Source organism: Microcystis sp. MC19, assembly GCF_003019735.1.
Taxonomy (GTDB): Bacteria; Cyanobacteriota; Cyanobacteriia; order Cyanobacteriales; family Microcystaceae; genus Microcystis.
Map to the genome: position 1 here is coordinate 1,486,159 of NZ_CP020664.1, position 13,330 is coordinate 1,499,488.

The 13,330-nt window shown below is 38.5% G+C and carries 11 protein-coding genes and 2 CRISPR repeat arrays; all 11 genes read left to right on the forward strand.

All coding sequences use genetic code 11. The features are described 5' to 3' along the window. Position 1 precedes the first annotated feature (1 nt). The 11 genes from B5D77_RS07645 (at position 2) to B5D77_RS07695 (ending at position 13,252) form a co-directional block, all read left to right on the forward strand. Positions 2-1,243 (forward strand): type III-B CRISPR module-associated Cmr3 family protein, encoded by a 1,242-nt coding sequence (locus tag B5D77_RS07645; protein ID WP_008197471.1) that lies wholly within the window; start codon positions 2-4, stop codon positions 1,241-1,243. Continuing rightward, the gene (gene cmr4 / locus B5D77_RS07650) at positions 1,240-2,157 is read left to right on the forward strand and encodes a type III-B CRISPR module RAMP protein Cmr4 (RefSeq protein ID WP_008197473.1); all 918 of its coding nucleotides are present in this window, start codon (positions 1,240-1,242) and stop codon (positions 2,155-2,157) included. The genes B5D77_RS07645 and cmr4 overlap by 4 nt, the downstream gene beginning before the upstream one ends. After that, complete coding sequence (locus B5D77_RS07655; protein WP_106908576.1) at positions 2,154-2,549, forward strand: hypothetical protein; 396 nt, start codon at positions 2,154-2,156, stop codon at positions 2,547-2,549. The genes cmr4 and B5D77_RS07655 overlap by 4 nt, the downstream gene beginning before the upstream one ends. Further along, the gene (locus B5D77_RS07660) at positions 2,546-4,432 is read left to right on the forward strand and encodes an RAMP superfamily CRISPR-associated protein (RefSeq protein ID WP_106908577.1); all 1,887 of its coding nucleotides are present in this window, start codon (positions 2,546-2,548) and stop codon (positions 4,430-4,432) included. The genes B5D77_RS07655 and B5D77_RS07660 overlap by 4 nt, the downstream gene beginning before the upstream one ends. Positions 4,433-4,754: 322 nt before the next feature. Further along, a CRISPR array of direct repeats spans positions 4,755-7,937; the repeat unit is 35 nt; unit sequence GTTTCCATTAATTAAACTTGCTAAGAAGTTAAAAG. 84 nt (positions 7,938-8,021) lie between these two features. Then, positions 8,022-9,364: a CRISPR direct-repeat array (repeat unit 35 nt; unit sequence GTTTCCATTAATTAAACTTGCTAAGAAGTTAAAAG). Between the two features lie 612 nt (positions 9,365-9,976). After that, positions 9,977-10,585 carry a hypothetical protein gene (locus tag B5D77_RS07665; protein ID WP_106908578.1) on the forward strand — a complete coding sequence of 203 codons (609 nt, stop codon included), beginning with the start codon at positions 9,977-9,979 and terminating at the stop codon, positions 10,583-10,585. After that, positions 10,582-10,878 (forward strand): hypothetical protein, encoded by a 297-nt coding sequence (locus B5D77_RS07670; protein WP_106908579.1) that lies wholly within the window; start codon positions 10,582-10,584, stop codon positions 10,876-10,878. Before B5D77_RS07665 ends, B5D77_RS07670 begins: the two co-directional genes overlap by 4 nt. A gap of 9 nt (positions 10,879-10,887) precedes the next feature. Continuing rightward, positions 10,888-11,469 carry a hypothetical protein gene (locus tag B5D77_RS07675; protein ID WP_106908580.1) on the forward strand — a complete coding sequence of 194 codons (582 nt, stop codon included), beginning with the start codon at positions 10,888-10,890 and terminating at the stop codon, positions 11,467-11,469. A gap of 1 nt (position 11,470) precedes the next feature. After that, positions 11,471-12,118 carry a hypothetical protein gene (locus tag B5D77_RS07680; RefSeq protein WP_106908581.1) on the forward strand — a complete coding sequence of 216 codons (648 nt, stop codon included), beginning with the start codon at positions 11,471-11,473 and terminating at the stop codon, positions 12,116-12,118. Continuing rightward, positions 12,090-12,572 carry a PH domain-containing protein gene (locus B5D77_RS07685; RefSeq protein WP_228021201.1) on the forward strand — a complete coding sequence of 161 codons (483 nt, stop codon included), beginning with the start codon at positions 12,090-12,092 and terminating at the stop codon, positions 12,570-12,572. Before B5D77_RS07680 ends, B5D77_RS07685 begins: the two co-directional genes overlap by 29 nt. Positions 12,573-12,602: 30 nt before the next feature. Next, complete coding sequence (locus B5D77_RS07690) at positions 12,603-13,055, forward strand: hypothetical protein (RefSeq protein ID WP_106908583.1); 453 nt, start codon at positions 12,603-12,605, stop codon at positions 13,053-13,055. After that, positions 13,052-13,252, forward strand: coding sequence for a hypothetical protein (locus B5D77_RS07695; RefSeq protein WP_106908584.1), 201 nt, complete (start codon positions 13,052-13,054; stop codon positions 13,250-13,252). The genes B5D77_RS07690 and B5D77_RS07695 overlap by 4 nt, the downstream gene beginning before the upstream one ends. Positions 13,253-13,330 lie beyond the last annotated feature (78 nt).

The window sequence follows — 13,330 nt, forward strand, 5'->3', positions numbered from 1 at the left end:
TATGGGTGAACAGCAAATGTATTGGTATGAGATCGCTCCTTTAGATGTATTGTTATTTCGGGAAGCTAAACCTTTTAGTCCAGGGGAGAGTGCTTGGGCAAAAGGACTATTTCCCCCGTTTCCCAGTACAGTTTTTCAAGCATTGCGCTCGACTTTATCCAAAGATGTCAAAGATTTAGATTTTATAGGCCCATTTCTCTTAAGTCCCCAAGATAGATTATGTTTTCCCACTCCTAAGGATTTAGTTGCAGTGAGTTGGAGCAAAAAGAGTCAGCCAAAAGATGAGGAAACAAAAGAAGAGGAAAGAGAAGAAGATAATTTAGAAAAGCAAGCCCCCGAATGGCATCGAACTTTACGTCTTCAACCTGTTGATCGAACAGATAAAGCTTGGGAACATTTGTTGTTCGACGAGGCGGGATTAGCTCCAATGGTAGCTCCTTTTAGAGAGCTAGTTGAAGAAGAGAACAGAAGAGAATTTTTCTGTCGTCCCTATCCTTGGATTACAGCAGAAGCTTTAAGCGAATATCTACAAGGAAAAGAACTTAAAGATCCTACACAATTTCAGGATGATCCTTGGAATGTGCAGATTATGCCTCATATTCAAATGCAAGCGGATAAGCGACAAGTAAAAGATGAAGATGGCTATTTTACTGAAGTAGCGATTCGTCTTAAACCAGGTTGGCGATTAGTAGCGGGAATTAGTATAAAGTTAGGGGAAACAGTAGTACGGTTGGGAGGAGAAGGACATCGGGCGATTGTCATCCCATTTACTTTGTCCGATGCTGATCAAACACTGCTTAATCCTAAGACCAATACAACAGGTGATTTTGCTTATTTACTCACCCCCGGACTAGCGGTTAAGGAGGAAGCCGTTTATGGGGTTTATCCCTGTGATTGGCAACCCATCTTAGCAGGATGTGTTAGCGATCGTCCTTTATTGTGGGGTGGTGTTTCTCAAATTAGGCGCAAGTTAGTTATTTCCTTTGGTAAAGAGAATCAGGAGCGCACAGCTTCGCAGATTTCTTCGGGATCATCATCCCCTAACTCAGAAGCAAAAGGAGATGAGGAATTTGCTTTATTGCCACAACGAGCCTTTGTTCCACCTGGGACTGTCTATATCTTTAACCAGATTCCATCTGAAACTGAGGCACTCTTACCTAAACCTGAATCGACGGGGAATTGGTTAACCAGTTTTCAAAAACTCAACTATGGTAAATTATTATGGGGTAATACACCATTATGAATACTTATTTAACATATCTATATCTGCTGACCCCTTTACACACGGGCGGAAGTGCTGATGAGGGCAATTTAATGGGAATCGCCCGCGAAGTCCATACCGAGTTTCCCTATCTTCCTGCTTCCTCCTTGAGAGGTAAAATTCGCTCTGCCTTAGAACCGAGCAATCCTCAAAGTGAAGAAGAAAAAGCATTAGCAAAAGAAGTCTCTCAGTTTTTCGGTCAAAAAATCAAAGATGGACAACAACCCACAGAAGGAGAAGTTTGGTTTGCTGAGGCAACTCTCCTGTTTTTTCCGATCGCATCCTTAAGTCATCACTTAGTCTGGATTACCTGTCCTCTCTGGCTAGAACGTTGGAATCGTTGGTTGAAAAATTCCCCTTTAACTCAATTAATTCAAAACTGTCGAGAGCAAATTACAGAAGCAAGACCAGCTTTAGTTAGCTTTACACCCGAACCCCTTTACTTGCAAACTGCAATTCTGCAACAAAATGCCCTAGGGCAACTAAATACTAATGATTCTAATAGCCTCTCACAATCTCTTCAAAATCTTACTAATGCTAATGGGATGATTAATCAGCTTCTGAAAAAGCTAGTCATTGTGGATGATGAAGACTGTATTGCTTTGGTAGAAACGGGATTGCAGCGAGAAGTGCGCGTTGCTCTTAATGAAGGCGAAAAAACTGTTAAAGGTGGTTCTTTTCGCTCGGAAGAAGCCATTCCCCCTGAAACTGTACTTTTCTTTCCTTGGGGAATGAAACCTGTCAAACAAACCGAAAATACTCAGAATATTCGAGCAAAAACTAGCGAATTACTTAAAAATAAACTACAATTTGGAGGTCTAGAAGGATTAGGTCGCGGTTGGTGCGATCTAAAAACAATTGAAACTACTGAAACTACTACAGGAAGCCAAAAATGAAATTAGATTCGCGTCAATTTAGCAAACAAGCACATAACGCTTTAGTTGAAATAAAAAGTGAGTTAGCAGTAAATTACCACAAAAAAGCTAGTGGATTAGTTCAAGGATTAAGCACTTATATATCTACTTGGGGATTGCATCGACTTAGTGGAGATATGCAAAAATTTCTCGGTGGAACTGCCGAAGATACACGCTATAAAGGGAAAGTTTATCAAAAATTTCTTACTAAGCTCAAAGAGTTTAGCGAGGCAGATTTTGATGTTAATGATCAAGGCACATTAATTCATATGCCTTTAAGAAAATATACCGCCCTCAATCACTTGGCAATTAAATTAGCAAAAGAGTGGTCTTTTTGGTCGCCAGCAGTCTTAGGAGAGGCAGAACAATCATGACGGCACAACAAGAATGGCAGAAATTTTTGAAAAAACTCCAAAAAGATAAAAATCCTCTTTATGACTTGTATAAAGATAGTCAGTTAGAAATAGGTACAGAAATAACTATTTATTTTTCTGACGAAGAAGCGAAAAAAAAAGCAAGTGCTAAATGGCAGAAATTACAAGCCAAGTTTCCGCCACACTGGAAAAATCAAAAGATTAATTTCAAAGTTGGACAGTTAGCCCCTTCCTCCATTACTGCAATGACAAGATCGACAGCAAGAACAAATAATCCAACCAGTCGGAAATTAACCAGTCCTCTACAAGCACTGAATCATCGATTATTTAATAATAATGACACAGCTAAACCAGTTCTAATAGAAGCGGCGGCGGCGGATAAAACTTGTCAGTCTTTATACCAACAATTAACTGAGAAAACTAAACGATTAGCTGATGAAACTCTGACTGTTGAATTCATCTGGAGGCTGCGTGTAGGAGGAATGCGCGGTTTTCAGGAGTTACTTCTTCCTGTATTTCATCCAGTCTATGGTGTACCTTATATCCCTTCTAGTAGTTTAAAAGGTGTAGTAAGAGCTTGGGCAAGACAACATCGACCAGAAGCTGAGGTAAATCGACTTCTGGGGACACTAGAGGATGGTATCGGTTGCGTTCAATTTCTTGATGCTTTTCCCACTGCACCTTGTTTGACTGTAGATATCGCTAATCCTCAATGGAGTTGGGAAAATAACCGAGTATGCTATCAACCTGTCCCCCATTATCTGTTGTCAATGGAAGAACCTGAGATTTTAATTGGGTTGACTCGTACCAGCAGAGGTAAATTAGAAGATGTCAGCACAGTCAAAGATTGGTTACAACTAGCTTTATCAGCAGGAATTGGTTCGCGGGTTAGTGCGGGGTATGGTAGAACATCTGTTGCTTCTAGTTTGTCTCATCACTCTTCCCATGCTTTTAAATTATGGACGCAAGGGATATATGGCGCAAATCCTCCCGCTAAAGATAATCAATATCAGGGAAATAATGAATTTCGTCCCGTAGCAGTGCGAGGGATGCTGCGTTATTGGTTTCGTGCAGTAGGATTAAGTATTTATTCACCGCAGCAATGTAAAGATTTAGAAGGTAGGTTATTTGGTACTATTGAACCGCAAGCTCAAGAAGGACTAATTCGTATTTCTGTAGATTGGAAAGAGGAAAAAGGTGATCGCAATCGTCCTTATTTTTGTGAAGGTAATATTCTACTAGAAGCTAAAAATCAGGATGCTCTCAACTTAGCAGAAAAGTTATTGCAATTATCTTCTCATTTAGCAGGAATTGGGAGAGGATCGAGACGATCGTTGCATTGGAATAATACAATAGGATTAAGGGGATGCCATTGGGAAATTGACACTAAAAAACTACCTCGTAATCAAGAACTATGGCAGCAGTTTCTTAGAGAGGTAAGAGATTCTTTGCTTGCCCTACAGTCTGCCATAGGAAATCCTGCTAATTGTCCTCCCGGAAATCCTGGCAATCGCTCTCAAGACGTTTTGAATAGTCAGACTCAAATTTATTTAATTTCTTGTCCTAGTTTAAAATATCCTGGAACTGTCAATAATTGGCAAAACGAAGGATTGGGGTTAAAAGTACGGGGAGAAGGTTTAGATTTCCTTTATAGTAGTGGCTTTAAAGGTGTCAATCAAGAAGGAAATGGAAATGCTAATGTTGGCGGACGAATCAGCCAACGAGGAGAAACTGCTTCTACACCTTCTTATGTGTTAATTAAATCTAATTTTCCCCCACAACAGAAACCTTATCAAACAGTAACAATTTTTGGAGTTAACCAGCGCGATCGCGCTACATTTATTCAACAATTAAACTCATTAAACCCTATGCAAATTCAGTAAATTGGCCCGATGCCAACCAACTCAGAGATTTTTTAAAAATTAAACTTGCTAAGAAGTTAAAAGTCTGGAGGGTTCCTAAAGCTAACAATTGGTTAGCAAAAACGTTTCCATTAATTAGGGCTGGCTGAATAAATGTGAAATGTAGGCATGGTAAGGGTTTTGTGGCTTTTCTTGCTCCCACAGGTGCAAGATTTTGAGAGAATCGTGCTTCAAAACCTGGCGTCTTCATCGGCCCGCGTCCTGTAGGGGCGAAGCATTCGGATAGAAAATCTCCGGTTTCACCGATAGGTTATTGCCCGAATGCTTCGCCCCTACTTTTTCAGCAGACCCTAATTAAACTTGCTAAGAAGTTAAAAGAGTTTACACAATAAAAAAAGGAGAAAATTATGCGCCTTACTGACGTTTCCATTAATTAAACTTGCTAAGAAGTTAAAAGTCGTGACTATGCGACAGGTGAATGGGTTGCATTGACGTTTCCATTAATTAAACTTGCTAAGAAGTTAAAAGAAGAAATAGAATTCTTGGCGCAAGTTAAGGAAGTCATCGTTTCCATTAATTAAACTTGCTAAGAAGTTAAAAGGCTGTGCCTTCGGTCCCATTGGAGTGATTTACCTTTGGTTTCCATTAATTAAACTTGCTAAGAAGTTAAAAGTAAACGTACAGGGGGAATTTGTGCATTTCGCATGAGTTTAAGTTTCCATTAATTAAACTTGCTAAGAAGTTAAAAGAAAAAACTACTCGAAACCTTCGCTCAATGGTTCGAGTTTCCATTAATTAAACTTGCTAAGAAGTTAAAAGCGTAACCCAAAAAGAACAAACCGTAAAAGTATTTGACATCAAGCGGTTTCCATTAATTAAACTTGCTAAGAAGTTAAAAGACAAATGCAGTCAATGCAGTCATAGAAATTTATGTCGTTTCCATTAATTAAACTTGCTAAGAAGTTAAAAGATTTTAAAAAAAATGTCTAAAATGTCTAAACCGCCTATTGAGCGTTTCCATTAATTAAACTTGCTAAGAAGTTAAAAGGATGTCTCTCAAGTTGCTGGCTTGGCACACCGACCCAGCTGATCTTCCGTTTCCATTAATTAAACTTGCTAAGAAGTTAAAAGAATATTCTGCGGAAAAGACGCCACAAACCTACCAAAGTTTCCATTAATTAAACTTGCTAAGAAGTTAAAAGTTTCTCGCAGAAACCTTATACCGTCTGAAATCAGACGTTTCCATTAATTAAACTTGCTAAGAAGTTAAAAGTTACGGGCATTAGTTGTCCCAAGAGAGGGGCTTTGGGTTTCCATTAATTAAACTTGCTAAGAAGTTAAAAGATTAACCTGGATCTTTTCAGTGGTGTTCGGGGCATCCGTTTCCATTAATTAAACTTGCTAAGAAGTTAAAAGAAGGAGGTTACAGGGGTATGCATCGTAGGGGAGGAATGTTTCCATTAATTAAACTTGCTAAGAAGTTAAAAGCCCTCGGCTTTCGAGATCTCCTTCCCTGCCGCTGACTCCAGTGTTTCCATTAATTAAACTTGCTAAGAAGTTAAAAGATTTAAAAATGCCGCAGGTGATTCGGCCTCTGACGTTGTTTCCATTAATTAAACTTGCTAAGAAGTTAAAAGCAGAGGGATTATCACGGTGAGTAGTAAGGATGAGGTTTCCATTAATTAAACTTGCTAAGAAGTTAAAAGGCTTGTGAGACAATACAAAAAGTACTGACACCGTGTTTCCATTAATTAAACTTGCTAAGAAGTTAAAAGAAGCTACCTTACGACGATTATTGAGGACTACCTAGCGTTTCCATTAATTAAACTTGCTAAGAAGTTAAAAGGCGGAGGTGGATCGCCTCCGAGATGAAGTGGCCACAAAAGTTTCCATTAATTAAACTTGCTAAGAAGTTAAAAGATTGCTAGAGGAGTTTTTAGAGCTCCTACAAGTCCGTTTCCATTAATTAAACTTGCTAAGAAGTTAAAAGAAATGTTGTTATTCTTCAAGGATAGCAACATCACCGTTTCCATTAATTAAACTTGCTAAGAAGTTAAAAGAAGCGCCAAGCTCAAAGAAATCGCCACTGTTCTGCACGAATTGTTTCCATTAATTAAACTTGCTAAGAAGTTAAAAGAAAAGAAAGAAGCGCGTGCTGCTTTCTACTTTGTGAGTTGTTTCCATTAATTAAACTTGCTAAGAAGTTAAAAGATAGTTTCAATCCGTTCCGTGAGTTACAACGCGCTCGAATCCTGGGTTTCCATTAATTAAACTTGCTAAGAAGTTAAAAGATGGGATTGTTCGCCTGCGAACAGCAGACCCCAAAAGAGTTTCCATTAATTAAACTTGCTAAGAAGTTAAAAGTTGTGCACCCCTTCTTGGTGCTTGCGAGGAGCCTCGTTTCCATTAATTAAACTTGCTAAGAAGTTAAAAGAAAAGCCCAGCTCCGCGCTGAGGAAGTATTCTGCCTAAAGCGTTTCCATTAATTAAACTTGCTAAGAAGTTAAAAGAAAGTGCATTGGAAACGTTAGCTTTACAAACTGTCTCGAGGTTTCCATTAATTAAACTTGCTAAGAAGTTAAAAGATGATCATTTCAAAGAGTAAAGCCACGGTGGCGATCTCTCCAGGGTTTCCATTAATTAAACTTGCTAAGAAGTTAAAAGTGGAGTATTTTTTGGGTTTCTATTCTGGGTAGACTTCTCCGTTTCCATTAATTAAACTTGCTAAGAAGTTAAAAGAGGTTTGCAACAGCCTTGACTTCCATGATGGTGTTTTGTTTCCATTAATTAAACTTGCTAAGAAGTTAAAAGAAACATCCTTCTCCAAGAGGAGTTGGAAAAGAAGAAGTTTCCATTAATTAAACTTGCTAAGAAGTTAAAAGTTGTCCCCGAGGGCAAGATCCTTTTGCGTCACTATATGATGTTTCCATTAATTAAACTTGCTAAGAAGTTAAAAGCCTTGAACGAAGCTCCCCAGCTTCTGGGTGACGTCCCGTTTCCATTAATTAAACTTGCTAAGAAGTTAAAAGTGGATCATCAGGCCGCCCATGCTGGTGACCATGTGACGTTTCCATTAATTAAACTTGCTAAGAAGTTAAAAGAGATGGCAAGTCCGTGAAGGTTTCGGGAGACTCTGTCGTTTCCATTAATTAAACTTGCTAAGAAGTTAAAAGTTATTTGACAAGCCCACCATAGCCTGTGCACTTCGCGTTTCCATTAATTAAACTTGCTAAGAAGTTAAAAGGGGGAAATCTAATAGACTACCTCGTAGTGGTCTATGGTTTCCATTAATTAAACTTGCTAAGAAGTTAAAAGTTGGCACAAACCATCCTTTACGCCGGCCAACTGCGTTTCCATTAATTAAACTTGCTAAGAAGTTAAAAGTTTCGAGTGAAATTGTGCTGTTGCGTAAAGTGCTGGTGTTTCCATTAATTAAACTTGCTAAGAAGTTAAAAGCTTAAAATGCGTAACCTTTTCCCCGAGGCTACACCGTTTCCATTAATTAAACTTGCTAAGAAGTTAAAAGATGAATTTTTTGTTTGTCAAAAACTTTTTTTGATAAACTCAGCCCCAACACCCCTAAAAAGGTGCGACGGCGATACATCAGAAGGTTTCCATTAATTAAACTTGCTAAGAAGTTAAAAGCTGAAATTCAGATCAAAATCATCGCCGCGATTGTTGTTTCCATTAATTAAACTTGCTAAGAAGTTAAAAGGCTTGAGTTTGTGGGTATCCCTTTTTCTGGGTACTTGCGGCGTTTCCATTAATTAAACTTGCTAAGAAGTTAAAAGAAGAACAACATCTCAATCTCATCGAGATGTTGGACATGAAGGGGTTTCCATTAATTAAACTTGCTAAGAAGTTAAAAGGGTGTGGCAAAGCGATGGTTTGATTGGCGTGCTGAAACTGTTTCCATTAATTAAACTTGCTAAGAAGTTAAAAGTTTTATGAGGAGGGCCGAACAAATCCTAAAATCCTTTTGGTTTCCATTAATTAAACTTGCTAAGAAGTTAAAAGATGACATTAAAGTCATAGCAAAAGGGGTGAAGTACGAGGTTTCCATTAATTAAACTTGCTAAGAAGTTAAAAGAAAAACACGATTGGGACTATTTGATCTTCTGGATCAAGTTTCCATTAATTAAACTTGCTAAGAAGTTAAAAGTGTTCACCACTCGTCTCGATTGCGACTCTGTCGCTGTTTCCATTAATTAAACTTGCTAAGAAGTTAAAAGGAGCATTCAAATTATGGCAACAGCAGAGATCCGCGTTTCCATTAATTAAACTTGCTAAGAAGTTAAAAGACTTTCGGGGAATAACCCCCCCCTTTAAAAAGCAAAGTTTCCATTAATTAAACTTGCTAAGAAGTTAAAAGAGCAACGGTAGCCATCTATCAAAATGACTATCGAGTTTCCATTAATTAAACTTGCTAAGAAGTTAAAAGAATCAAAGAAGCCTTTGAAGAAGGCGATTTTGACTGTTTCCATTAATTAAACTTGCTAAGAAGTTAAAAGATGCGTGCAAACAAATCATATGCGGCGAGCAGTGTGGTATTTACGTTTCCATTAATTAAACTTGCTAAGAAGTTAAAAGGTGGCTCGGTTGATGACAGGGGGTACTTACATGGTTTCCATTAATTAAACTTGCTAAGAAGTTAAAAGCCGAGTTGGGTGAAAACCTCGCTGGCTCCTGGCGTTTCCATTAATTAAACTTGCTAAGAAGTTAAAAGCAAGAAAAGCCCTGCCTCTGTAATCCAGCGGGAGGGTGGTTTCCATTAATTAAACTTGCTAAGAAGTTAAAAGTCATTTCCAGCTTCGTGACTGGGGACTGCGTGAGTTGGACTATGTTTCCATTAATTAAACTTGCTAAGAAGTTAAAAGATGAAATCGTTAAATCTTTGGAGGAATTTTTATGCCTCCAAGTTTCCATTAATTAAACTTGCTAAGAAGTTAAAAGACTAGCTTGGCAAAACTAGGCTGTATAAGGATTGTACAGCAATTTTTCGTGGGATATTGAAAAGCATAGACATTATTAATAATAATTCTCAATAGTTACCTCAGTCATAAGGCTCAAAGTCTTGCTGGCCAAGGCATCGACGCACCTCAACGAAAACTCTAGATTTTCAGGCATTGTGTCTAACCCGCGAAAAATGTTGAGAACCCCCCCATTCCATCGGCATAAAACAATAGAATTTGTTCCACGTTAATGCCTATGCGATCGGGAGCATCTCACCTTTATAACCCCTAAATCTTTATGTCAAGCTATTTTGAAAGCCTTGCTAGAAATCAGTGTTAGGACAAGTATAATTACTCACTTGCATAAATGAGATGCTCCCGATATTTTAGTTGCTTTACCTTAATAGCAGCAGACTCTGGTAGCTCTGTATTTGTTGCTCAGGGTTGATCTCTCATCATCCTTTCGGTGTTCGCATCAGCACTCCGATTTTTCTTCAGATAGGTTCTAGAATCGAAATCAAGACGCAGGGGAAGATAGAGTTCCCTGAGTCTGAAAAGTGTACTACCGTGTAATTTTATGAAAAATAGTTTGAAACGATCGTTTCTTCGATTTATGACTGTCTCCATACTTATCGTTTTGCCATCTTGTTCACAAAAGAATCCGATCGCTCTTGTTCTCTTAAAAGACACATCTATAAGCGGACAAAATAACGAAGAGTTTAAGACGACAACCAAGAAAGCCTGTAAGGGTATAACAGAATCCATTTCGCGTGGTGATGAATTGAAAGTTATTCAAGTCAATGGCGAGCAGGACTTTTTTGAACAGCTTACCCCCACCAATCCAACTGATGCGAAAAAACAGTGTGGAGCCGTAAGAACCACCCAAAAACAGGGAACTTTGGCCTGTCCAGCTGTTCGCACAGCCCATAAAATTTTTCAGTCATCAAAAAAACCTGGTGTATTGTTAGTCCTTATAGAGACCAACGAGCGGGAATCACCTTGCCCTCAAGATTGGAGAACTACCGTTAAAAATGTCATTGAAAAAGGTGGCTCTGTAGTCATTTTGAATGCTACAAACAACGGCGGCGAATCATTTCGCTTAGAGCTAGAGACTGCATTGGAAGGCCTTCCCGTGAAATATGCTCATACTGACGTCGAATTTGCCATTAAAAACGCAATCGAAGAGGCCAGAAAACAAGTCAGAGTCGAGGCAAAATTATGAAAAAATCAGATAGTTTCCCTCACTTTGAGGGCAACGGTTGGAATAGTTCCCATGTATCTAATGCCAGTGGCCACACCGAACGAGAATCAGAATCTAACCCGTGGCCAGAGTCGGAAGCAAGAGTCAATATCAATCAATCAAAGGAATGTCATCGGCTAATTGCTGAGGATCTTCATCCCCAAGACCAGGAAGATCTCTTACAACGCTTCCCCTGCTATGCAATCGCACAGAGGAGAGTTGCTGCTGCGGAGTTTTGTCGATCTCAACTTATTAAAATTGATGAATTGTACTAAAGGAGTATTATGGATAGAGGTACTTTCTCTTCTTTGAAAGATAATTTCTTTTCTTTGTTTGCCACGACCATCATCGCATTTTTAAATTTTAACACGGCTATGGTTTTAGTGCCGGGGGATTGGGACGATATAAAAATATGGTTTGCCATTCCAGTTTCCTTGATAGCCTGTATTCTTTTCGACAACAAAGTTAGCGAGGAGTATATGCGTGAACGCCTCAAAGGATTTGCGAAAGCGACCTTAAATTGGATTAATATTCAGAGAGAAAGACTGACTCAAACTCGATTAGGGTCAATTAGACTGGAAACATATATCTATCTGTTTCAACTTTTTGAAGCACCTTTCTTAGAAACATCAGTCATCTCAATTATTAATCGTCTTGGCTGTATCATTTACTTAATCACTGAGTTTATTGTGAGTGCTTATTTATTACTAGAACGAGAGGATTTGCCCTGGTTCATGTCTATTGCTCCCATTCTAGCAGGATTATTGAACTTAGCAACGGGAATCCTCAAAGGACGTCTTATTGTGTACCCAAAAGCGCTTACACAACTTAGAAAAAAATATCAGCAGTACTATGAGGAGGTATAAAATGACTATTAGATTGATAAATATTAACGAGATGAATTCTCAGGATTTAAACGAACTGACGACTATTTATGTCTCAGATGCAAGTCTGTCACCATCTAAAATGGTTGAAATCCTTCAGCAAAGAGTCGCTTGCCGCTCTCTCCATAAATCCATAAAATTAATTCAGGAAGACCACCGACGGTCTTTTGAAAACTGTTTATCAGAGAGAGATAAAAAGCTTGAAGAAATTCGGAAACAAGCAGAATCTCTACACAGTTATCCCCGGGCTGTTAACGCTCCAAATCCCTCCTATTTCTTGGCAATAAATACAGTTAAAGAAGACTTAGAATTTGCTGAAGCTCAAGTCAGAAATCATGAAAAATCCATCAGCAGATTAAATAACTTAGAATTGGAATTCAAATCAGTACTAAGAACATCATCATATTGGTCAGGTTCATTAGCCGATAGCAATAAAATTGAAGAAATACTGAATGAAATGGGAGTAAAAGAGCTAATGCACGATTTAGAGCAAAGACTGAGAGAATTGCAGGAACAGGTTAAAAAATTTAGCCTTGAATTAACCAAGTTCTCCATCGTTACTGTCTACGGCGAATCAAGAGTAGAAGATTTTCAATATCAAAATGGAGCTGCTCACCATGACATTGAATGAATACCCTTTTGCAGCGAGCTATGCTCCTCGTCCGGAAAAACCAATCGTGGCCTTGAAACCTAAAGCTTGGTCAGTATTTTTGAGTTGGAAAAACCTCCGTGGAATAATTTTCATAATTCCTCTTTTTTCTATAGCCTGGCAGTACCTAACTCTACAACGAACCGAATATATGTTTACAACTCAACGGTTTAGGACTATTACGGGACTTTTTAACCAAGAAATTGACGAAGTTTGGCTATTTCGTGTGACAGATTTACGCATTTTAAAGCCATTTCTTTATCGTTTATTTGGAATAGCAAATCTTTACATTTACTCTACAGATAGAAATAACAAACTCGTGGTTATTCAGGCAATTTCGCTTACAGATGCCTTGAAGCTGCATGAAATTCTTCAACAGCAAGTCAACATTGAGCGACATAGAAATCGACCTGATATTCCAGGCTCTTGGCAGTAATCAATCATCTCAAAAAAAGGAAATAGTAATATGGCTGACCAAAACACATCTACTAACGGTGAGACTAATACTTCTTGTCCCAGCACAATAGATAGTCCAGAACTACAAGATAAAGATATATGGAGTTCTTATGACAATCCCTTTGGCAAATACGCATTTCACGGGGGAATGGAGGGATACTTAGAAAATAAAGACCCTTCTCCTGAAAGTCCACAACAAGAGTGTTTCTACGATGATTCAGGTAATCTAATCGACGAAAACCATCAATACGCAGGAATGAGAGGAACCGCCAATGAATACGATGGACATAAGGGCGATAGTTCAGAACTATGGAACCATTTCTATAACGATAGTGGGGGAATCTGGCAAAACGGTGGAGAAGCCTTTGCTACCTCTGTGGAATCCTACTATGACTCTGTTGAAGATTATGTTTCTGATGTCTATGACTCTGTGGAAGATTATGTTGATGATGCCTTTGAATGAAGTCAAAGTCAAAAGCTCTTGAACGTCCTCAAAGCTCAACCGCCAAGCGTTTTTATCTCCTCTATTCTAACCCGCGCCAAAAAGCCAGAAAAACTAAAAAACTTCGCCAACAACAAATGGTTAATAAACAGCCAAAACCAGTCATTCTTCAGCAAAATAATGCTACTACAACAATAAATAATTTGGTCAATAGCTGAACTAAAACAGTTGTAAAAAATAAAGTCTAATTTTGGCTTTAAAATCAATTAAGGGATTGCACAGTTTTCTTGATTGCC